This is a genomic window from Mycobacterium hainanense, assembly GCF_041890355.1.
In the GTDB taxonomy this organism is placed as follows: Bacteria; Actinomycetota; Actinomycetes; order Mycobacteriales; family Mycobacteriaceae; genus Mycobacterium; species Mycobacterium hainanense.
The window spans coordinates 492,434-513,716 of record NZ_CP169059.1 but is presented as its reverse complement, the minus strand read 5'-3'; the positions used below and the strand labels follow the sequence as shown (position 1 = coordinate 513,716).

20 protein-coding genes and 1 tRNA gene are annotated in these 21,283 nt (G+C 71.3%); 12 read left to right on the top strand and 9 right to left on the bottom strand.

What is annotated here, in order from left to right; translation table 11 throughout:
- Entirely contained in the window at positions 1–1,002 is a 1,002-nt protein-coding gene (selD, locus tag ACEL92_RS02310; RefSeq protein ID WP_374024058.1) for a selenide, water dikinase SelD, read from the bottom strand.
- A 27-nt stretch (positions 1,003–1,029) separates the two neighbouring features.
- Here selD and ACEL92_RS02305 point away from each other — a divergent pair.
- The 3 genes from ACEL92_RS02305 to ACEL92_RS02295 all read left to right on the top strand — a co-directional run bounded on the left by ACEL92_RS02305 (position 1,030) and on the right by ACEL92_RS02295 (position 4,120).
- Positions 1,030–1,124: transfer RNA gene (locus tag ACEL92_RS02305), tRNA-Sec, on the top strand.
- Positions 1,125–1,142: 18 nt separating this feature from the next.
- Positions 1,143–2,423: an L-seryl-tRNA(Sec) selenium transferase gene (selA, locus tag ACEL92_RS02300; RefSeq protein WP_374024057.1), complete on the top strand. Its 1,281-nt coding sequence runs from the start codon at positions 1,143–1,145 to the stop codon at positions 2,421–2,423.
- Positions 2,411–4,120, top strand: coding sequence for a SelB C-terminal domain-containing protein (locus ACEL92_RS02295; RefSeq protein ID WP_374024056.1), 1,710 nt, complete (start codon positions 2,411–2,413; stop codon positions 4,118–4,120). Before selA ends, ACEL92_RS02295 begins: the two co-directional genes overlap by 13 nt.
- On the opposite strand, the gene ACEL92_RS02290 is transcribed toward ACEL92_RS02295, so the two are convergent.
- Positions 4,104–4,568, bottom strand: coding sequence for a GatB/YqeY domain-containing protein (locus tag ACEL92_RS02290; protein ID WP_374024055.1), 465 nt, complete (start codon positions 4,566–4,568; stop codon positions 4,104–4,106). The genes ACEL92_RS02295 and ACEL92_RS02290 overlap by 17 nt on opposite strands.
- Between ACEL92_RS02290 and ACEL92_RS02285 the strand changes: the two genes are divergently transcribed.
- From ACEL92_RS02285 to ACEL92_RS02265, 5 genes are read left to right on the top strand one after another with little or no spacing between them, the layout of a single operon-like run.
- The gene (locus tag ACEL92_RS02285; RefSeq protein WP_374024054.1) at positions 4,567–5,889 is read left to right on the top strand and encodes a hypothetical protein; all 1,323 of its coding nucleotides are present in this window, start codon (positions 4,567–4,569) and stop codon (positions 5,887–5,889) included. The two genes, ACEL92_RS02290 and ACEL92_RS02285, sit on opposite strands and share 2 nt — an antisense overlap.
- Positions 5,890–5,903: 14 nt before the next feature.
- Positions 5,904–6,557, top strand: a complete 654-nt coding sequence (locus ACEL92_RS02280) for a DUF4129 domain-containing protein (RefSeq protein ID WP_374024053.1) — start codon at positions 5,904–5,906, stop codon at positions 6,555–6,557.
- Positions 6,557–7,702: a DUF4350 domain-containing protein gene (locus tag ACEL92_RS02275; RefSeq protein ID WP_374024052.1), complete on the top strand. Its 1,146-nt coding sequence runs from the start codon at positions 6,557–6,559 to the stop codon at positions 7,700–7,702. The genes ACEL92_RS02280 and ACEL92_RS02275 overlap by 1 nt, the downstream gene beginning before the upstream one ends.
- Complete coding sequence (locus ACEL92_RS02270; protein ID WP_374024051.1) at positions 7,699–8,682, top strand: AAA family ATPase; 984 nt, start codon at positions 7,699–7,701, stop codon at positions 8,680–8,682. The genes ACEL92_RS02275 and ACEL92_RS02270 overlap by 4 nt, the downstream gene beginning before the upstream one ends.
- Positions 8,682–10,004 carry a DUF58 domain-containing protein gene (locus ACEL92_RS02265; RefSeq protein ID WP_374024050.1) on the top strand — a complete coding sequence of 441 codons (1,323 nt, stop codon included), beginning with the start codon at positions 8,682–8,684 and terminating at the stop codon, positions 10,002–10,004. Before ACEL92_RS02270 ends, ACEL92_RS02265 begins: the two co-directional genes overlap by 1 nt.
- A 71-nt stretch (positions 10,005–10,075) precedes the next feature.
- On the opposite strand, the gene ACEL92_RS02260 is transcribed toward ACEL92_RS02265, so the two are convergent.
- A complete protein-coding gene (locus ACEL92_RS02260) occupies positions 10,076–11,068 on the bottom strand; it encodes a stage II sporulation protein M (protein ID WP_374024049.1) in 993 nt (330 codons plus the stop codon).
- A 36-nt stretch (positions 11,069–11,104) separates the two neighbouring features.
- On the opposite strand from ACEL92_RS02260, the gene ACEL92_RS02255 reads away from it, so the two are divergent.
- Entirely contained in the window at positions 11,105–11,983 is an 879-nt protein-coding gene (locus tag ACEL92_RS02255) for an RDD family protein (RefSeq protein WP_374024048.1), read from the top strand.
- Positions 11,984–11,995: 12 nt separating this feature from the next.
- Here the strand turns inward: ACEL92_RS02255 and ACEL92_RS02250 are convergent, their stop codons facing one another.
- Entirely contained in the window at positions 11,996–12,397 is a 402-nt protein-coding gene (locus ACEL92_RS02250) for a hypothetical protein (protein WP_374024047.1), read from the bottom strand.
- Positions 12,398–12,602: 205 nt separating this feature from the next.
- On the opposite strand from ACEL92_RS02250, the gene ACEL92_RS02245 reads away from it, so the two are divergent.
- Positions 12,603–13,310 (top strand): PadR family transcriptional regulator, encoded by a 708-nt coding sequence (locus tag ACEL92_RS02245; RefSeq protein ID WP_374024046.1) that lies wholly within the window; start codon positions 12,603–12,605, stop codon positions 13,308–13,310.
- A gap of 25 nt (positions 13,311–13,335) precedes the next feature.
- Here ACEL92_RS02245 and glpK read toward each other — a convergent pair whose 3' ends face one another.
- Complete coding sequence (glpK, locus tag ACEL92_RS02240) at positions 13,336–14,802, bottom strand: glycerol kinase GlpK (protein ID WP_374026051.1); 1,467 nt, start codon at positions 14,800–14,802, stop codon at positions 13,336–13,338.
- A 136-nt stretch (positions 14,803–14,938) separates the two neighbouring features.
- Between glpK and ACEL92_RS02235 the strand changes: the two genes are divergently transcribed.
- Together ACEL92_RS02235 and ACEL92_RS02230 are read left to right on the top strand one after the other, a co-directional pair.
- Positions 14,939–16,411, top strand: coding sequence for a glutamate--cysteine ligase (locus tag ACEL92_RS02235; protein WP_374024045.1), 1,473 nt, complete (start codon positions 14,939–14,941; stop codon positions 16,409–16,411).
- Between the two features lie 22 nt (positions 16,412–16,433).
- A complete protein-coding gene (locus ACEL92_RS02230; RefSeq protein WP_374024044.1) occupies positions 16,434–17,114 on the top strand; it encodes a class I SAM-dependent methyltransferase in 681 nt (226 codons plus the stop codon).
- Positions 17,115–17,127: 13 nt separating this feature from the next.
- Here the strand turns inward: ACEL92_RS02230 and egtE are convergent, their stop codons facing one another.
- From egtE to egtB, 4 genes are read right to left on the bottom strand one after another with little or no spacing between them, the layout of a single operon-like run.
- The gene (gene egtE / locus ACEL92_RS02225; protein WP_374024043.1) at positions 17,128–18,276 is read right to left on the bottom strand and encodes an ergothioneine biosynthesis PLP-dependent enzyme EgtE; all 1,149 of its coding nucleotides are present in this window, start codon (positions 18,274–18,276) and stop codon (positions 17,128–17,130) included.
- Positions 18,273–19,238, bottom strand: a complete 966-nt coding sequence (gene egtD / locus ACEL92_RS02220) for an L-histidine N(alpha)-methyltransferase (RefSeq protein ID WP_374024042.1) — start codon at positions 19,236–19,238, stop codon at positions 18,273–18,275. The genes egtE and egtD overlap by 4 nt, the downstream gene beginning before the upstream one ends.
- Positions 19,235–19,948 carry an ergothioneine biosynthesis protein EgtC gene (gene egtC, locus ACEL92_RS02215; protein ID WP_374024041.1) on the bottom strand — a complete coding sequence of 238 codons (714 nt, stop codon included), beginning with the start codon at positions 19,946–19,948 and terminating at the stop codon, positions 19,235–19,237. Before egtC ends, egtD begins: the two co-directional genes overlap by 4 nt.
- The gene (egtB, locus tag ACEL92_RS02210) at positions 19,948–21,243 is read right to left on the bottom strand and encodes an ergothioneine biosynthesis protein EgtB (protein ID WP_374026050.1); all 1,296 of its coding nucleotides are present in this window, start codon (positions 21,241–21,243) and stop codon (positions 19,948–19,950) included. The genes egtC and egtB overlap by 1 nt, the downstream gene beginning before the upstream one ends.
- Positions 21,244–21,283 lie beyond the last annotated feature (40 nt).

Genomic DNA, 21,283 nt, shown 5'->3' with positions numbered 1-21,283 from the left:
TCACCGGACCACGATCGTGTGCTCGCCGCGCGGCGCCAGCTCGCCGATCACGGTCGCGCCCGGGATCTCGCCGGCGATCAGCAGGCCGCCGGAGGTCTGCGCGTCGGCCAGCAGCAGGGCGTCCTCCTCGCCGACCCCGGACAGGTCGGCGTGCGGGGCCACCCAGTCGAGGTTGCGGCGGGTGCCCCCGCTGACGTAGCCCGCCGCCAGCGCCTCCCGCGCGCCGTCCAGGTAGGGCACCGCCGCCGCGTCGATGATCGCCGTCACCCCGCTGGCCCGCGCCAGCTTGTGCAGGTGCCCGAGCAGCCCGAAACCCGTGATGTCCGTGGCGCATTCGAGGCCGGCCGCCAGCGCCGCGGCGGATGCGTCGGCGTTCAACGTGGTCATCGCGTCGATGGCCTGCTCGAAGCGCTCGCCGGTGGCCTTGTGCCTGCTATTGAGCACCCCGACGCCGAGCGGCTTGGTGAGCGATAGCGGCGCGCCGGGCTTGCCGGAGTCGTTGCGCAGCAACCGGTTCGGGTCCGCGATCCCGGTCACGGCCAGGCCGTATTTGGGTTCCGGGTCGTCGACGCTGTGGCCGCCGGAGAGGTGGCAGCCGGCCAGCCCGCAGACGTCCAGCCCGCCGCGCAGCGTCTCGGCCGCCAGCTCGAACGGCAGCACGTCGCGGGGCCAGCCCAGCAGGTTGACCGCCACCACCGGACGCCCGCCCATCGCGTAGACGTCGGACAGCGCGTTGGTGGCGGCGATGCGTCCCCAGTCGTAGGCGTCGTCCACCACGGGTGTGAAGAAGTCGGTCGTCGCGATCAGCGCCGTGCCGGGCGTGCCAGTTTCGAGGCGCACCACGCACGCGTCGTCGCCGTGGTCCAGGCCCACCAGCAACTCGCCGACCGGGTCGCGCGGCGCGCTCGCCCCCAGCCCGCGCACGATATCTTCCAGCTCGCCGGGCGGGATCTTGCATGCGCAGCCGCCGCCGTGGGCGTACTGGGTCAGTCGATAGGTCACGGATACATAATTGTCGGCATGGTCCGAGGAGGCGTGTCCGGTCTGGTGACCGGCGCGGTCTTCAAAACCGTCGAACGGCAGACGCTGCCGCTGGCGGGTTCGATTCCCGTCCGCCTCCGCCATACTTCGTCGGGCCCGGCATGAGCGACCCGCGCCGGCGGGTGCCGCGCACCGACAGCCTGCTCGCCGACCCTCGCCTGGTCGAAGCGCAGCGGGTGCTGGGCCGTCCGCTGGTGAAGTCGGTGATCGCCGAGGCGCAGCAGCGCGCACGCGCCGGGGAGATCGACCCAGAACAGGTCGCCGAGCACGCCGTCGCGGCCCTCCCGGCCACCGCGTCCAGCCTGCGGCCCGTCATCAATGCCACCGGCGTGGTGGTGCACACCAATCTGGGCCGGGCGCCGCTGTCGCGGGCCGCCGTCGACGCGGTGGTCGCCGCGGCCGGGACCACGGACGTCGAGCTGGACCTGGCGACGGGCCGCCGTGGGCGTCGGGGCCGGGCGGCCCTGACCGCGCTGGCGCGGGCGGTGCCCCCCGCCGGCGGCGTGCACGTGGTGAACAACAACGCCGCCGCGCTGCTGCTGACGGCGCTGACGCTGGCGCCGGGCAAAGAGATCGTGCTCAGCCGCGGCGAGCTGGTCGAGATCGGCGACGGGTTCCGCATTCCCGAGCTGCTGGCATCGGCCGGATCGCGGCTGCGCGAAGTCGGCACCACCAACCGCACCAGCCTGCGCGATTACGCCGAGGCGATCGGGCCGCAGACCGGCTTCGTCCTGAAGGTGCACCCGTCCAACTTCCACGTCACCGGGTTCACCTCGGCGGTGAGCGTCGCGGAGTTGGTGAAGCTGGGTGTGCCCCTGGTGGTCGACATCGGCTCCGGGTTGCTGTCCCCGCATCCCGTGCTGCCGGACGAGCCAGACGCGACGTCGACGCTGCGCGATGGCGCCGACCTGGTTACCGCGAGCGGCGACAAGCTGCTCGGCGGCCCGCAGGCCGGCCTGCTGCTGGGCGACGCCGAGCTCGTCGAGCGGCTGCGCCGCCACCCGGCGGCACGCGCGTTGCGGGTCGACAAACTCACCTTGGCGGCGCTGGAAGCCACCCTGACGGGCCCGCCCCCGCCGGTGGCCGAGGCGTTGGTCGCCGACCTGACCGAGTTGCGGGCCCGCGCCGCGTCGCTGGCCGCCGCGCTGCCGGGCGCCGAGGCGGTGGATTGTGTCGCCGCCGTCGGCGGAGGCGGGGCCCCGGACGTGCGGCTGCCGAGCGCCGCGGTGAGCCTGCCCGAGTCCTACGCCGCCGCCCTGCGCGCCGCCAGCCCGCCCGTCGTCGGGCGGTTGGAGGCGGGCCGCTGCCTGCTCGACCTGCGCACGGTGGCGCCGGAGGACGACGCGCTGCTGGCGGCGGCGGTGCGGGCATGTTCGTCCTAGCCACCGCCGGCCACGTCGACCACGGCAAGTCAACCCTGCTGCACCGGCTCACCGGCATGTGGCCGGACCGGCTGGCCGAGGAGCAGCGCCGCGGCCTGACGATCGACCTCGGCTTCGCGTGGACCGAGATCGGCGGCCGGCAGCTGGCGTTCGTCGACGTGCCCGGGCACGAACGGTTCGTGGCGAACATGCTCGCCGGCGTCGGCGCGGTCCCGGCGGTCGTGTTCGTCGTCGCCGCCACCGAGGGCTGGATGCCGCAGTCCGACGAGCACCTCGCGGCGCTGGACGCCCTCGGGGTCCGCCACGGGCTGCTGGTCATCAGCAAGGCGGACCTCGCTGATCCCGGCCCGGCCATCGAGCAGGCGCGTGAGAGATTCGCCGTCACCTCGCTCGCCGACGCGCCCGTGGCGATCGGCACCGACCTGGAGCGGGTGCGCGCGGAGCTGCTGGCGCTGACCGACCGGCTGCCGGCTCCGGACCCGGACGCCGACGTGCGGCTGTGGGTGGACCGGAGCTTCACCGTTCGGGGCGCGGGCACCGTGGTGACCGGCACCCTGGCCGCGGGCACGGTGCGGGTGGGCGACGAGCTGGAGCACGCCGGCCGGCGGGTGACGGTTCGCGGGGTGCAGTCGCTGGGTCGCGACCAGGTCGCGGTCGGTCCGGTGGCGCGCGTCGCGCTGAACCTGCGCGGAGTCGACCGCCAGCACATCGGTCGCGGTGACACCGTCCGGACACCGGGCGTGTGGCTGGACACGGCGGAGGTGGACGTCGCGCTGCGGTCGGCGGGGGCGCTGCACCGGGAGCTGGTGCTGCACCTCGGGTCGGCGGCCGTGCCGGTGCGGGTGCGTCCGCTCGGGGCGGCGGCGGCCCGGCTGCGGCTGGCGCGGCCCCTGCCGCTGCGCGTCGGGGACGTCGGGTTGCTGCGCGACCCTGGCGAGCATCGGATCGCGGCGGGGATCGAAGTGCTCGACGTCCGGCCCCCGGCGCTGCGCCGCCGGGGCGCCGCGCGGGAGCGGGCCGCGGAGCTGGCGGCCGGCGCGGCCCGCCCGCCGGCGTGCGCGCAGGCGGCCGAACTGCGCGCGATGGGTCTGCCGCCGGTCGGCCGGCGGGTGGGCGACTGGGTGGTGGATCCGCAATGGTGGGCCGAGCGGCGCGAGCGGGCGACCGCGGCGGTGCGGCTCTGGGCGGACGACCACGACGTGGCGGCCGGGATGCCGCTGGAGACGCTGCGGCAGCGGGCCGGGCTGCCGGCAGCCGAGCTCTTGCCGAAGCTGCTCGAGGGCACCGGGCTTCAGGTGGCCGACGGGGTGGTTCGGTCGCCGGGCGGGGGCCTGCCGGCCCGCGTCGACAAGGCTGTGCGCACCGTCGAGGAGTGGCTGGCCGCCGAGCCCTTTCGGGCCCCGGAGGCCGACGAACTGGCCGAGCTCAAGCTCGGCCCCCGGGAGCTGGCCGCGGCGGTGCGCGCCGGGCGGCTCGCCCGGATCGCCGACGGCGTCGTGCTGGGGGCCGGCGCGTTGGAACGGGCGGCCGGCGTCCTCGCGGGGCTGCCACAGCCGTTCACCGTCAGCGACGCGCGCCGCGCCCTCGGCACCACCCGGCGGGTGGCGGTCCCGCTGCTGGAGCAGCTCGACGCCCGGCGCGTGACCAGGCGGGCCCCGGACGGCACCCGGGTGGTGCTGACTACAGCCGCTCCTTGACCGCCGCCGACAGCCGGGCTCCGTCGGCCCTGCCGGCCGCGATCGCGGTGGCGGCCTTCATCACCAGGCCCATCTGCTTCATGCTCGGGCGCTCCCCGATCTCCTCGGCGACCTGGGCGATCGCGGTGTCGGCGACGTCCGCCAGTTCGGCCTCGGTGAGCGGAGTCGGCAGATATTCGTCGATGATCCGGGCCTCGGCGTGCTCGTTGGCGGCGAGCTCCCCGCGACCGTTCTGCGTGTAGATCTCCGCCGACTCGGCCCGCTTTCGGGACTCCCGCGCCAGCACCTTGATCACTTCGTCGTCGGAGAGGTCCCTGGCCTGCTTGCCGGAGACTTCCTCGGTTTGGATCGCAGCGAGCAGTAGGCGCAGGGTCGCCGTGCGCAGCTTGTCCTTGCTCTTCATCGCGTCGGTGAGGTCGGCCCGCAGCCGGGATTTGAGTTCGGCCATGCCAGAGACGCTACGCGCCGACCGCCCGGCCCTGATTGAGAAATGCCCGGACCACCGACAGGATGGAGCCCATGACGAACGACGGGCCCGCCCGCCAACAACGCGGAACACGGTGACCGCGCCACCCCCTGGCTATCCGGTCGGCCCGCCGCCGGGTTACGGCCCGCCACCCGGTTACGGCCCCCCTCCCAGCTACGGGCCCCCGCCCGGCTACGGCCCGCCACCGGGCTATGGCCCGCCACCCGGTTACGGCCCCCCACCCGCTTATGGCCCCCCACCCGGCGGCTACGGGCCCCCGCCCGGCTACGGACCACCGCCAGCGTGGCAGTCCGGGCCGCCCCACCTGGCACCCGTAGCGGTCAAGCCCGGCATCATCCCGCTGCGACCGCTGACGCTGGGCGACATCTTCAACGGCGCGGTCGGCTATGTCCGGGCCAATCCGAAGGCGACGCTGGGCCTGACCGCCATCGTGGTGGTGGCCATCCAGCTCATCACCAAGGCCGCCTTTTTCGGACCGTTGGCGGCCTACGGCAAGCTGACGACCGATCGGGCCGACCAGCTGACCACCGGTGTCATCGGCGCGTGGCTGACGTCGGTGGGCGCCGGCGCGGTGGTGGCCTGGCTGGGCGGCATGCTGCTGTCCGGGATGCTCACCGTCATCGTCGGGCGGGCGGTGTTCGGCACGCCGATCACCATGGGGGAAACCTGGGCCAAGATCCGTGGCCGGCTGCTGCCCCTGCTCGGTCTGGCGGCGCTGGAGGGTGCCGCCCTGGCGGTTATCGCGGGCCTGGTGGCAGTGATCATCGGGGTGCTGGCGGCCATCGGCCGCGCCGCGGCGGTGGTGGTCCTGGGTCTGCCGCTGGCGCTGGCCGTGATCGCGTTGCTGGTGTACCTGTACACCGTGGTGTCGTTCGCGCCCGTGCTGATCGTGTTGGAGCGACTGCCCGTCCTCGACGCCATCACCCGATCGTTTCGACTGGTCCGCAACGGCTTCTGGCGAGTGCTGGGCATCCGGCTGCTCACCTTCCTGGTGACCTCCGTTGTCGGCGGGGCGGTCGCGGTGCCGTTCAACATCGTCAGCCAGTTCTTCATGATCACCTCGTCCACCACCGCCTTCCTGGTGAGCACCGCGATCGCGTCGGTGGGCGGCGCGATCGGCGAAATCATCACCGCGCCGTTCAACGCCGGGGTCATCGCGCTGCTGTACACGGATCGCCGAATGCGAGCCGAGGCATTCGATCTGGTGCTGCAGACCGGGGCCGCCGGCGGGTCGTACGCGGACGCCTCCACCGACAACCTCTGGCTGACCAGGCCGGCCTGAGGACGAGTGGGACAGTGCCCTCCATCGACATCGATCGCGATGCCGCGCATCAGGCCGCCCAGGACGAACTGAACAAGCCGATCTACTCCAAGGGCTCGGCCGGGCATCAGATAGCCGAGTGGCTGAACGAGATCATCTACCGGCTGTTGCAGAAGACCGCCTCGCTCCCCGGCGGCTGGCTCACGGCCACCGTGCTTTTCATCCTGCTGGCAATCGCGTTGGCAGTCGCGATCCACATCGCGCGGCGCACCATGCGCACCAACCGCGGCGGTGACTACCAGCTGTTCGAAGCCGCGCAGCTCACCGCGGCCCAGCATCGCGCGACGGCAGAAGACTATGCGGCGCAAAGGCAATGGGCCGCGGCGATTCGGCACCGGCTGCGGGCGGTCGCCCGCCAGCTCGAGGAGACCGGCGTGCTGAACCCTGCACCCGGCCGAACCGCCAACGAACTGGCCGTCGACGCGGGTGCCGCACTGCCGCATCTTGCCGGTGAATTAACCCAGGCCGCAACGGCTTTCAATGACGTCACCTACGGTGAGCAACCCGGAACCCAGAGCGCATACCGGATGATCGCCGACCTGGATGACCACCTGCGGTCCCGCTCGGCGGCCGTTCCCACGGGGGCGGGGCAACCCGTCGCGCGCGATTCGTGGGCGCAGGTGCGGTGATGGCGACCACCGCGCGGCCCTACACCACGAGCCCGACGGCGTTGCAGCGCTGGCGATCCTGGCGCTGGGTGGTCCTCACCCTGATCGTGCTCGCCGTCATCGCCGGCGTCGATGCCTACCTGACCGCGCCGCGTCCCGGAGCACGGATGGACCCGGCGTCGACGGGCCCCGACGGTGCCCACGCGCTGGTGGCGCTGCTGCGCGGCGGCGGGGTCGACGTCGTCGTGGCCGACAGCATCGCCGACGTCGAACGGGCGGCGCGCCCCGACGCGCTGATCCTGGTGGCGCAGAGCCAATACCTCACCGAGTCGCTGCTGGACCGGCTGTCGCAGGCGCCGGGCGATCTGCTGCTGGTGGAACCGACCTCGCGCACCCGCGAGGCGCTGATGCCCGGCCTGCGCGTCTCGGCGGCCGACACCTTCAACACCGACCCCGATTGCACGCTGCGCGAGGCGATCCGGGCCGGGCCGGTTCGATTCGGCCCCAGCGACACCTACCGCGCCACCGACGACCGGCCGCTAACCCGCTGCTACGACGGCGCGCTCATCCGCTTCCGGGACGGCGGGCGGACCATCACCGCGGTCGGCAGCACCGACTTCCTGACTAACGGCGCCCTGTTGCAGGCGGGCAACGCCGCCCTGGCGATGAACCTCGCGGGCGCCCGGCCCCGGCTCGTCTGGTACGCGCCGCACCGGATCGAGGGCGAAGCGCCGCCGCCCGGCTCGATCGCCGACCTGATCCCGCGGAGCGTGACGTGGATCGTCTGGCAACTGTGCCTGGTCGTGCTGCTGGTCGCCCTGTGGCGCGGCCGGCGGCCCGGCCCGCTGGTGGCCGAGGAACTGCCCGTCGTGGTGCGCGCGTCGGAGACCGTCGAGGGCCGCGGCCGGCTGTACCGGTCCCGCCGGGCGCGTGACCGCGCCGCCGCCGCGCTGCGCACCGCCACACTGCAACGGCTGCTGCCCCGTCTCGGTCTGAACACCGGCGCGTCGGCGCCCGCGGTGGCGGGGGCGGTGGCCGCACGCAGCGGAGCGGATCCGGCGTTCGTGTCCTACCAGCTGTTCGGCCCGCCCCCGGCGACCGACAACGACCTGTTACAACTTGCGCGTGCGCTCGACGACATCGAAAGGCAGGTCACCCGGACGTGACGCAGACCCCTTCCCCCGCAGAGACCACCCCCACCGCCGAGTCGGCACGAGACGCGCTGTTGGCGTTGCGCGGCGAGCTCGCGAAGGCGGTCGTCGGACAGGAGGGGGTGATCAGCGGTTTGGTGATCGCGCTGCTGTGCCGCGGTCACGTGTTGTTGGAAGGCGTTCCAGGAGTGGCGAAGACGCTGTTGGTGCGGGCGATGGCAGCCGCGTTGCGGTTGGAGTTCAAGCGGGTGCAGTTCACCCCCGACCTGATGCCCGGCGACGTCACGGGGTCGCTGGTGTACGACGCACGCACCGCCGCGTTCACGTTCCGACCCGGCCCGGTCTTCACCAATCTGCTCCTTGCCGACGAGATCAACCGCACCCCACCGAAAACGCAGGCCGCGCTCCTCGAGGCCATGGAAGAGCGTCAGGTCAGCGTGGAAGGCGTGGCCCAACCCCTGCCCGACCCGTTCATCGTCGCCGCGACCCAGAACCCCGTCGAATACGAGGGCACCTACCAGTTGCCTGAAGCCCAGCTGGATCGCTTCCTGCTGAAACTGAATGTGACGCTGCCGCCGCGGGATTCGGAGATCGCCATCCTGGGCCGGCACGCCCAGGGCTTCGATCCGCGCGACCTGTCGGCGATCAAACCGGTGGCCGGTCCCGCCGAACTGGCGGCCGGGCGCGACGCCGTGCGGCACGTGCTGGTCGCCGACGAGGTGCTGGGCTACATCGTCGACATCGTCGGGGCCACCCGGTCCTCGCCCGCACTGCAGCTCGGCGTCTCGCCGCGCGGGGCGACGGCCCTGCTGGCCACGGCCCGTTCCTGGGCATGGCTGTCCGGCCGCAACTACGTCACTCCCGACGACGTGAAGGCCATGGCCCGCCCGACGCTGCGGCACCGGGTGATGCTGCGCCCCGAGGCCGAACTCGAAGGGGCCACGCCCGACGGCGTCCTCGACGGAATCTTGGCGTCGGTCCCGGTGCCCCGCTAGTGGTCCTGACCGGACGCACCGGGCTGGTCGCGCTGACGTGCGTCCTGCCCATCGCGCTGTCCCCCTGGCCGGCAAGGACTTTCTGGGCCCTGCTGGTCGCCCTCCTGGCGGTGGTGATCGCGGACATCGCGCTGGCGGCCAACACCCGCAAGTTGCGCTACGTCCGGTCGCCGGATCGCTCCGCCCGACTCGCCCAGCAGGTGGACGTGGGGCTGCTGATCCACAACGACGGCCGGAGGCGGTTCCGCGGCCAGGTTCGCGACGCCTGGCCGCCCAGCGCGGGAGCGCGGCCGCGGATCCATGCCGTCAACATCCCCGCCGGGCAGCACCAGCACGTCCAGTCCCAACTGCGGCCGGTCCGCCGTGGCGAGCAGCGCGCGGCGGTGGTCACCGCCCGATCCATCGGCCCCCTCGGGCTGGCCGGTCGGCAGGGTTCGCAAGCGGTGCCCGGCCTGCTTCGGGTCCTGCCGCCGTTCCTGTCCCGCAAGCACCTGCCGGCGCGGCTGGCCAAACTGCGTGAGATCGACGGGCTGCTCCCCACGCTGATCCGCGGGCAGGGAACGGAATTCGACTCACTGCGCGAGTATGTGGTCGGTGACGACGTGCGGTCGATCGACTGGCGCGCCACCGCGCGTCGCGCCGACGTCGTCGTGCGCACCTGGCGCCCCGAACGCGACCGGCGTGTGGTGATCGTGCTGGACACCGGGCGCACCGCGGCGGGCCGGGTGGGCGTCGACCCGACGGCCGCCGACCCGGCGGGCTGGCCCCGGCTGGACTGGTCGATGGATGCCGCGCTGCTGCTGGCCGCGCTCGCGTCGCGGGCCGGTGACCATGTCGACTTCCTCGCCCACGACCGGGTCACCCGGGCCGGCGTTTTCGGGGCGTCGCGCACCGAACTGCTCGCGCACCTCGTCGAGGCGATGGCTCCCCTACAACCGGCGCTGCTCGAACCGGATTGGACCGCAATGGTTTCCGCCATTGCGCGGCGCGCCCGCCGGCGTTCACTCGTGGTGCTGCTGACCGATCTCAACGCGACCGCCCTCGACGAGGGTCTGCTGCCGGTGCTGCCGCAGCTGTCGGCGAAACACCACCTGATGGTCGCGGCCGTCGCGGACCCGAGGGTCGACCAAATGGCCGCTGGGCGTTCGGATCCCGCCGCCGTCTACGACGCGGCGGCCGCCGAACGATCCCGCAATGACCGCCGCGCGATCGCCACGCGCCTGCGCCGCGGCGGGGTGGAGGTCGTCGACGCCCCGCCCACCGAGCTGGCGCCCGCCCTGGCCGACCGCTACCTGGCGATGAAGGCCACCGGCCGGCTTTAGCCCGCCGACGATGCCCGCCGTGCAACGGCGGGAGGAGAAGGCGGGCGCTCGGCTTCAGCCGGCAATCGGCTTCAGCCGGTGGGGACCACGTCGGGCGCGTCCTCGATGTCGCCGGTCTCGCCGGCCCGCACGGCGCGGCGACCGAAGTACACGATGTAGGCGAGGAACGCCGCCTCGGCGAGGACCCCGACGCCGACCCGAACGAAAGTCGGCAGCGGCGATGGGGTGACCAGCGCCTCGATCAGCCCCGAGACCAACAGCACGCCGGCCAGCCCGATGGCGACCGAGACCACGGCGCGGCCCTGTTCGGCCAGCACCTGCCCGCGCGGCCGGTCGCCGGGCGCGACCACCGACCACCCCAGCCGCATGCCGGCACCACCGGCCAGGAACACCGCCGTGAGCTCCAGCAGCCCGTGCGGTAGCAGCAGCCCGAGTAGCAGGCCGCCCTTGCCGGCCTGGAACATCAGCCCGGAGATCAATCCCAGGTTGGCGGCGTTCTGGTAGAGCACGAACGGAATCGGCAGGCCCAGAAGGACCGACGACGCGATGCACTGCGCGGACACCCAGGAGTTGTTCACCCAGATCTGCAGGGCGAACGCGGCGGCGGGATGTTCACTGTAGTAGGCGGCGATGTCGTGGTTGACCAATTGTTCGATGTCGCTTGGGGTTCCGGCGGCCGACTGCACCTCCGGATTGCCCGCCACCCACAAGGCGATCACCACGGCCACGGCGTAGAACGCCACCGCGGTGCCCAACCACCACCGCCACGACCGGTAGGCGACCGCCGGGAAGGCCACCGTCCAGAACCGCACGAAGGTACTGCTCAACGGCGCATGGGCGCCGGTCACCACGGAACGTGCGCGCGCGACCAGGCTCGAGAGCCGACCGATCAACAGCGAGTCCGACGACGACGAACGCAACGTCGACAGGTGGGTGGACACCCGCTGATACAGCTCCACCAGTTCGTCGACCTCGGCGCCGGTCAGCGACCGGCGTTTCCCGACCAGCCGGTCCAGGCGGTCCCAGGTGCCGCGATGGGCCACCACGAATGCGTCGACGTCCACCCTGCGCAGCCTAATGGCCCTGTACCGTTCGGTGTTATGTCCGAGGTGGTGACCGGCGACGCGGTCGTGCTCGACGTGCAGATCGCCCAGCTGCCGGTGCGGACTTTGAGCGCACTGATCGATATCGCCGTGATGGTCGTCTGCTATCTGCTCGGACTGATGTTGTGGGCCGCCACGCTGACCCAGTACGACTCGGCGCTGAGCACGGCCGTGCTGCTCATCTTCACGGTGCTGGTGCTCGTCGGCTACCCAGTGACGCTCGAAAGGGCAACGCGCGGGCGCTCGGTCGGCAAGATCGCGATGGGCCTGCGCGTGGTGTCCGACGACGGCGGCCCAGAACGGTTCCGGCAGGCCCTGTTTCGCGCCTTGGCCGCGGTGGTGGAGATCTGGATGCTGTTCGGGAGTCCGGCGGTCATCTGCAGCATCCTGTCGCCGAAGGCCAAGCGGATCGGCGACATCTTCGCCGGCACGGTGGTGGTGAACGAACGCGGCCCCCGGCTGGGTCCCCCGCCGGTGATGCCGCCGTCGCTGGCCTGGTGGGCCTCGTCGCTGCAACTTTCCGGCCTGTCTCCCGGCCAGGCCGAGGTTGCACGCCAATTCCTCTCGCGTGCAACGCAACTCGATCGCCAGTTGCGCCACCAGATGGCGTACCGCATCGCCGGCGACGTGGTGTCCCGCATCGCGCCGCCGCCCCCGCCCGGCGCCCCGCCCGAGCTGGTGCTCGCCGCCGTACTCGCCGAACGGCATCGCCGCGAATTGGCACGGCTGCGCCCCACCATGCCGCAGCCGACCCCCGCACCGTGGCCATCCTCGCCGCCGGCGCCACCGCAACAGGCTGTCCCGTGGCCGGATCCGGGTGCGCCGCAGCGGGCGCCATCGAATCCCGCCACGGGCGGTTTCTCGCCGCCGAGCTGACGGGCGCGCTTGCTAGCCGGAGACGCTCAGCGCCATGAGCAGGACGTCGGCGATCAACAGCGCCCACCCGAACAGGGGAACCGCGATGCCGCCGCGCCGCTTGGCGGTGAACAGGGAAATGACGATCACCACGACGGCGACCGCAGGGGCGCCGTAGAACGCGACCCCGAAATTGATCCCACCGTGGCCCAGGTTGGGGCAACTGCGGTCGGCGCAGCCGTCGGCGCTCATCACCGCGCCCAGCGCGAACAGCATCACGATGGCGGCGGCGGGCACGGTGGCCAGCGCCAGCGCCCAGTTGGCCCACGGCCACACGTTGCGGCTGCCATTTCTGCGACCGCTGCCACCCTGCGCGGGACCGGTGGCGCCGGAGGTTCCGCCGCCTACCGCGAGGTTGGAGTTATCAGCGTTCATCCCAAAGTTCCTACCCGCCGCCTGTCAGGCGCAAACCGGACTTGGCATGCCGGTGGCGGCCGGCGCGGTCGCCGAAGCGCAGGTCATGGCGGCTCGCGTCGGCCGATCGGCCTCAGCCGTTGCATCGCGATCGTTTCCGATATATCGTGATACTTCGAAGCGCGCAGACGGTGCGCTACCTCCCGAGAACGTAAGGACAACAACCATGAGCAACCCATTCACTCCACCCATCGGACCGTTCGCTGGTCAGGGCTTCGGCTTCGGCGCCGGCCCGGTGCAACGGCGTGCCCTGCACGGCGCCAGGCGCCAGGCTCGGCGCGAATTCTTCGAAAACCTCCGCGACCACGCGGGCGAGCAGGGATTTGGTCCCGGCTTCGGACCCGGTTTCGGACCGGGATTCGGTCCCGGTTTCGGACCCGGTTTCGGGTTCGGCCCGGGCGGCCGGCGCGGCGGATGGCGACGGGGCGGCCCCGGCCGCGGCAAGCGCGGTGACGTCCGCGCGGCCATCCTGGCCCTGCTGGCCGAGCGGCCGATGCACGGCTACGAGATGATCCAGCAGATCGCCGAACGCAGCAACGGGCTCTGGAAGCCCAGCCCCGGCTCGGTCTACCCGACGCTGCAGTTGCTAACCGACGAGGGCCTGATCAGCGCGAGCGAGAGCGAGGGCAGCAAGAAGCTGTTCGAGCTCACCGACGAGGGCCGCGCGGCGGCCGAGAAGGTCGAGACCCCGCCGTGGGACGAGATCGCCGAAGGGGCCGACCCGGGTCACATGAACCTGCGGGCGGCCGTCGGCCAACTGTTCGGCGCGGTCGCGCAGTCCGCGCACACCGCCACCGCCGAGCAACAGCAGCGCATCGTCGAGATACTCAACAACGCGCGGCGCGAGGTCTACGGCATCCTGGGCGAAGACTGAGCCCTGACACACAGCGGACCCTGGATCAGGTCACGTCGACCCAGTCCAGGGTCCGCTGCACCGCTTTGCGCCAACCCGCATAGCCGGCGGCGCGCTGCTCCTCCGTCCAGTTCGGCGTCCACCGCTTGTCTTCGTGCCAGTTCGCCCGCAGGTCGGACGGATCGGCCCAGAACCCCACCGCCAAACCCGCCGCGTAGGCCGCGCCCAGCGCGGTCGTTTCGGCGACCACCGGCCGCACCACGTCGACCCCGAGCACATCGGCCTGAATCTGCATGCAGAGGTTGTTGGCGGTGATGCCGCCGTCCACCTTTAAAACCTCAAGGCGCACACCGGAATCCGCCGCCATCGCGTCCACCACGTCACGGCTTTGGTAGCAGATCGCCTCCAGCGTCGCGCGGGCGAGGTGCGCGTTCGTGTTGAACCGGGACAGCCCCACGATCGCGCCGCGGGCGTCGGATCGCCAATAGGGCGCGAACAACCCCGAGAACGCCGGGACGAAATACACGCCGCCGTTGTCGGTGACCTGGCGCGCCAACGATTCGCTTTGCGCGGCGCCGCTGATGATGCCCAGCTGGTCGCGCAGCCATTGCACCGCAGCCCCGGTGACCGCGATCGAACCCTCAAGCGCGTAAACGGGTTTGGCGTCGCCGAACTGGTAGCAGACGGTGGTCAGCAGCCCGTTGTCCGATCGCACGATGGTCTCACCGGTGTTGAGCAGCAAGAAGTTTCCGGTGCCGTAGGTGTTCTTCGCCTCGCCCTGCGACAGGCACACCTGGCCCACCATCGCCGCGTGCTGGTCACCGAGGACCCCAGTGATCGGCACCTCGCCGCCGACCGGCCCGGTTTGTGCGGAGACGCCGTACGGCTGCGGCGACGACGACGGGGCGATCGCCGGCAGCATCGCACGCGGGATGGCGAAGAATGACAGCAGCTCGTCGTCCCAGTCGAGGGTTTCGAGGTCCATCAGCATGGTCCGGCTGGCGTTGGTCACGTCGGTGACGTGCACGCCGCCGCGCGGACCGCCGGTCAGATTCCACAGCACCCAGGTGTCCGGGGTGCCGAACAGGGCGTCGCCGCTTTCGGCGGCCTCCCGCACGCCGTCGACGTTGTCCAGGATCCACTGCAGTTTGCCCCCGGAGAAGTACGTCGCCGGCGGCAGGCCCGCCTTGCGGCGGATCACCTCGCCGCGGCCCTCGCGCTCCAGCGCCGACGCGATCCGGTCGGTGCGGGTGTCCTGCCAGACGATGGCGTTGTAATAGGGCCGCCCGGTGCGCCGATTCCACACCAACGTGGTCTCCCGCTGATTCGTGATGCCAAGGGCGGCAATGTCTTCGGCGGCCAGATTGGCGCGGTTCAATACCGACATCAACACCGAGGAGGTACGCTCCCAGATTTCGACCGGGTCGTGCTCGACCCAGCCGGAGCGGGGCAGGATCTGTTCGTGCTCGAGCTGATGGCGAGCCACTTCGGCGCCGTCGTGATCGAAGATCATGCAACGCGTGCTGGTGGTTCCCTGGTCGATGGCGGCGACAAAGTCGGACACGTCAGGAGTCCATCATGGTCTGCCCGACTCGACAAGCTCACCGCGTAGCTTGCGTTGCCGCCCGTTACCCTGTTCCATCGGCGGTGTGGGCGAAGAGGTCAAGCGCACCACGTACGACAGCGCACATCGGCGGGAATACCGGCGCAAGCTCCAGTTATGCCTGGACGCCTTCGCGACGATGCTGGCGCAGTCGCGCTTTGACTCCGACAAGCCGCTCACCGGCATGGAGATCGAGTGCAACCTGGTCGACGCCCATTACCAGCCGGCGATGTCGAACCGCGACGTGCTGGACGCCATCGGGGATCCGGCGTTTCAGCCGGAATTGGGCGCCTACAACATCGAATTCAACGTGCCGCCCCACGCCCTTCCTGGGCACACCGCGCTGGACCTGGAAGGTGAGGTGCGGGCCAGCCTGAACGACGCCGAGATCAAGGCCGGCCTGGGCGGGGCGCACATCGTGATGATCGGAATCCTGCCCACGCTGATGCCCGAGCATCTGGCCACCGGCTGGATGAGCGACTCGCGCCGCTATGCAGCGCTCAACGACTCGATCTTCACCGCCCGCGGCGAGGACATCCCGATCAACATCTCCGGCCCCGAACCGCTGAGCTGGCAGGCGGTGTCCATAGCGCCCGAATCCGCCTGCACCAGCATTCAATTGCATCTGCAGGTCGCGCCGGAGGCGTTCGCCGCCAACTGGAACGCGGCCCAGGCGGTAGCCGGGCCGCAGCTGGCGCTCGGCGCCAACTCGCCGTTCTTCTTCGGCCACCAGTTGTGGTCCGAGACGCGCATCGAGCTGTTCACGCAGTCCACCGACACCCGGCCCGACGAGCTGAAGTCCCAGGGGGTGCGGCCGCGGGTGTGGTTCGGCGAAAGGTGGATCTCCTCGGTGCTCGACCTGTACCAGGAGAACATCCGCTACTTCCCGCCCTTGCTGCCCGAGGTGTCCGACGAGGATCCGCTGGCCGAGCTGGCCTCCGGGCGGGCACCGCGGCTGTCCGAGATGCGGCTGCACAGCGGCACCGTCTACCGGTGGAACCGGCCGGTCTATGACGTGGTCGACGGGCGGCCGCACCTGCGGCTGGAGAATCGGGTGTTGCCGGCCGGCCCGACCGTGGTGGACATGCTGGCGAATTCGGCCTTCTTCTACGGCCTGCTGCGCAGTCTGGCCGAGGACCACGATCCCGTCTGGGCAGGCATGGATTTCGCTGCGGCACAAGCGAATTTCCTCGAGGCGGCACGCAATGGTGTCGACGCCCGGCTGCACTGGCCGGGTTTGGGCGACGTGCTGGCCACCAGGCTGGTCCTCGACACGCTGCTGCCCATCGCCGACGAGGGGCTGCGCCGCTGGGGCGTGGACGCCGAGGTGCGGGATCGATTCCTGGGGGTCATCGAGGGCCGCGCCCGAACCGGCCGCAACGGCGCCAGCTGGCAGGTGTCGACCGTGCGCGCGCTGGAAGACACCGGAATGACCCGTCCAGCGGCACTGGCCGAGATGCTGCGCCGGTACTGCGAGCACATGCACGCCAACGAACCGGTGCACACCTGGGAGCCCTGACCGCGGGGGTACGTTGAAAACCATGCCGGACGATCAGGTCATGGACTGGGACAGCGCATACCGCGAGCAAGCGCACTTCCAGGGCCCGCCGCCGTGGAACATCGGTGAGCCGCAACCGGAGCTGGCCGCATTGGCCGCGGCCGGCAAGTTCCGCAGCGACGTGCTGGACGCCGGCTGCGGAGTCGCCGAGCTGTCGTTGGCGCTCGCCGCCCAGGGCTACACCGTGGTCGGCGTCGACCTGACGCCGACCGCGGTCGCGGCGGCCACCAGGGCCGCCCAGGAGCGCGGCTTGACCACCGCCAGCTTCGTGCAGGCGGACATCACGTCGTTCAGCGGTTATGACGGCCGGTTCGCCACGATCGTCGATTCCACGCTGTTTCATTCATTGCCCGTCGAGGGCCGCGACGGCTACCTGAGCTCCATCCACCGCGCGGCCGCGCCGGGCGCCAGGCTGTTCATCCTGGTGTTCGCCAAGGGCGCCTTTCCAGCCGAGATGCAACCGAAGCCCAACGAAGTCGACGAGGACGAACTGCGCGCCGCGGTGGGCAAGTATTGGGAGGTCGACGAGATCCGCCCTGCCCACATTCTGTCGAACGCCGTCGAGATTGCCGATGCGCCCTTCGAATTCCCGCCGCATGAACGCGACGAGAAGGGCCGGATCAAGATGCCCGCCTACCTGCTGACGGCGCACAAGGCGGGGTAATCCTCACGCCTTCTCAAGCCGACGTCGCCGCGGTCGCGGCGATCAGCGCCTCGGCGAACGTCTCCAGATCGTCGGCAGTGGTGTCGACGTGTGGCGAGATCCGCAGCACCGGTCCGGTCAGCTGCAGGGGCGCCCGCTGCACACCCACGAAGGTGGTCAGGATCCGCCGCTCGGCGAGCAGCCACGATCGCACCGCCTGCGGGTCGGCGCCCCCGACGGGGGCCACCGTGGTGATGGCGCTGGGCTCGTCGACCTCCTCGACCACCGCCCAGCCGGCCACGTCGGCCAGCACCCGGCGGGTGTCGCTGCCCAACGCGGCCAGCCGCGCGCGCACGGCCTCCGGCCCGTGCGCCAGATGCTCGCCCAATGCCAACGAAAACCCAAGGCGTGCCGCAACATTGGCTTCACCGAACTCCAGCTGCTGGGCCACCGAGAACGACCCCGCGAGCCAATCCGGCGCGGCCAGCCGCGGCCGCAGACCCTCCAACAGCTCGTGGCGCACCGCGAGGGCACCGACACCGCGGGGCCCGGCGATCCACTTGCGCGACGACGCGTAGGTCACGTCGGCGCCGACCGCGCAGTCCACCTGGCCCAGCGCCTGAGCGGCGTCGACGACCAGCGGCAGCCCCAATTCCCGGCACAGTTGCGCCACCATCGACAGCGGTTGCACCACACCGCTGTGGCTGCCGACCGCGGTCAGGTGGACCAGATCGGGTGGGTCGTCCTCGAGCGACAGCGCCGCGTCGTCGAGCGCCACCCGGCCATCCTCGAGCGTCGGCAGCAGCTGCCGGTCGAATCCGTGGGCGGCCAGCAGCGCCAGGTTGGGACCGTACTCGCCGGGCAGGCACGCCACCCTGCGGCGGTCCGCCGGCCAGCCGCCGAGCAGCAGATCTAGCGCGTTCAGCGAACCCGTGGTGAATACCACCTCGGCGTCGGGCATGCCGGCCAGCGCGGCGAACGCGAGGCGCCCGGCATCGAGCGCGGGTGCGGCGGCCTCGGCCGCGACGTAGCCACCGACTTCGGACTCGTTGCGCGCGTGCTGGGCGGCGGCGTCGATCACCGCGAGGCTTTGGCGCGAACAGGCCGCGCTGTCCAGGTGCAGGCCGGCCGCCGGCAGGCGGGCCGCCCGCCATCGGTCAGCCAGCGAACCCGCGGGCGTCACTTCACGGCCAGCGACAACCCGAAGTCACCCGCGGCGTCCGTCCACCACCGGGTGGGCCGCAGTCCCACGCCGGTCAATTCAGCGCTTACCCCGTCCGGGCGGAACTTGCACGACACCTCGGTGAGCATCTCCTCGCCGGCCGCGAAATCGACGGTCAGGTCGAGCGCGTCGACGCGGACCCGCTGGGCCTGGCCGGCGCGCAACCACATTTCGATGCGCTCCTCCTCCGCGTTCCAGCGCGCCACGTGCTGGTAGGCCTCGACGTCGAAGTCGGCGTCGAGTTGCCGGTTGATCACCGCCAGCACGTTGCGATTGAACGCCGCGGTCACCCCGGCCGAGTCGTCATAGGCCCGCACCAGTCGGTCGGTGTCCTTGACCAGGTCGGTCCCCAGCAACAGGCTGTCGCCCGGCCGCATTTGGGCGGACAGGCTCGAGAGGAACTCGGCGCGCGGTCCCGGTGTCAGGTTGCCGATCGTGGACCCGAGGAACGCGAACAGCCGACGTCCGCCGGTCGGGATCTCGGTCAGGTGTTCCTCGAAATCACCGCACACAGCGTTGATTTCGACGCCGACGTATTCCCGCTGGATGGCCGCCGCGGCCGTCGAGAGGATTCCGGCGTCGACGTCGAACGGGACAAATCGGCGCAGCGATCCGCGGTCACGCAGCGCGTCGAGCAGCAGCCGGGTCTTCTCCGAGGTTCCGCTGCCGAGTTCCACCAGGGTATCCGCCTCGCTGGCCGCCGCGACTTCGGCCGACCGTTCGCGCAGGATCTCGGCCTCGGCGCGGGTCGGATAATATTCGGGCAGCCGGGTAATCTGATCGAACAGGTGGCTGCCCAGCGAATCGTAGAACCACTTGGGTGGCAACGACTTTGGCGTCTGCTGCAGGCCGTCGAACACGTCACGGCGCAACGCCTGGTACGCGGAGTCGGCGGCCAGGTGGTTAGACAGTGTTAGCGTCATCGATAACCTTCCGAGTGATCCAGCGGGGTCAGCGCGACACCCGTCGCGGTGACCTCGACGAGGTGGCGGTCCGGCACTTCCTCCCAACCGGTGTCGTCGTCGTAGGGCTCGCTGGCCAGGACGACACCGTCGGCGCGGCGCAGAATCGACAGCGTGTCCCCCCAGGTCGTCGCCAACAGGCGAGAACCGTTGGCCGCCAAGATGTTCAGCCGGGCGTTGGGGTCAGCCGCCGCAATCTCGACGATGGTCTGGCCGAGTGCGTCGAGGCCGCGTTCGAAAACGGCGGCCGCGAGAAGCGCGCTATCACAGACCGATTCGGCCCGCGATGCCAGGGGCAACACGGCACGGGCGACGACTCCGTTGTGCGACAACAACCATCGGCCGTCGGTGAACGGCGCCGTCGCACTGATGTCGATCGGCATGCCGACCGTCGCCGAGCGCACAGCGGCCACCACGCAGTGGCTGCGCAGCGCCGGCGCGACGGAGTCGAACGAAGCGTCCCCCCACAGCGGTGCCGCGCTGCGCCAGCGGCGCGGCGCAAGGCCTTCCGCGGAGCGATCGAAAAACCCGACGCCCCAGCCGTCCGCGTTGAGCAGGCCGTGCTTCTGCCGGCGCGGGGCATACGACTGCACCCGCAGGCCGTACGGCGGGTCGAGCACCAGCGAGGAGACGGTGACGTCGGCCCCGAGCCAACCGAGGTGCCGGCACATCAGGTGAAATCCTCGACGTCCCAAGCCAACCGGACGCCGGCGAAGATCTGGCGACGTATCGGGTGGTCCCAGTTACGAAAGCTCGGCCGCAGAATGCTGGACTCCACCGCCCACGAGCCGCCGCGCAGCACCCGGTAGTCACGAAAGAAGAACGGCTGGGAGTAGCGCTCGTAGATCATCGGGACGAAGCCCGGCCAGGGCCGCAGCGGGGATGTGGTCCACTCCCACACGTCGCCAAGCATCTGCTCGGCCCCGTACGCCGAGGCGCCGGCGGGGTAGGCGCCGACGGGTGCCGGACGCAACGCCGCGCCACCCAGGTTGGCCAGGGCGTCGGACGGCGCCTGCGACCCCCACGGATAGCGGCGCCGGCTGTCGGTGGCGGGATCCCACGCGCAGGCCTTTTCCCATTCGATCTCGGTGGGCAACCGCGCGCCCGCCCAGGCGGCGTACGCCTCGGCCTCGAAGTAGGTGACGTGCTGCACCGGCTCATCGGCCGGGATGTCCTCGACGTACCCGAACCGGGTCCGCGTCCGCGCGTCGGGACTCCAGAACTGCGGCGCCGTGAGGCCGGCGCGCTGGCGATGCTCCCAGCCGCGCGCGGACCACCAGCGCGCCTGCCGATATCCCCCGTCTTCGACGAAGTGTCGCCACTCGCCGTTGGTGACGGGCACCCGGCCGATCCGGAATGCGGGCACGTCGACGACGTGGGCGGGACGCTCATTGTCCAGGGAATACGGTTCGCTCGCGGCGTCGACGCCCAGCACGAACGGGCCGGCGGGCACCAACACCGAGGTGCCGGCCACGCCTTGCCGGCCGGTCGGCAAGGCCACGCTGTCGCGCAGGAGCGGGGGCCCGGCGCGCAGGTTTAACGCCTGCAACATGGTTTCGTCGTGCTGGTTCTCGTGGCTGATCACCAACGCGAACGGGAAGCTGTCGGCGTCCTCGGGCAGGTCGTCGAGGGCGTCGAGGGCGGCCGAGCGCACCGTCCGGCAATACGCCCGCGCGCGATCCGGGGACAGCAGCGGCAGCTCGACCCGGCTCGCACGGGAGTGCACGAACGCGTCGTAGAGGCCCTCGACGGCGGGCGGCAACATGCCCGGCCGGCCGGGGTCACCGGCGCGCAGCAGCCAGAACTCCTCCTGCTGACCGATGTGCGCGAGGTCCCACACCAGCGGACTCATCAGGGGGTCGTACTGGCGGTACAGCTCGGCGTCGTCGAACTCGACCAGCCGCAACGTTCGCGCCCGCGCCCGCGCCAAGTCGTCGGCGAGGCCCGCCCGGCATGACGATCGCAACCGCGGCGCAACCGGGCGCAGCGGGTCGGAATCATCCGCT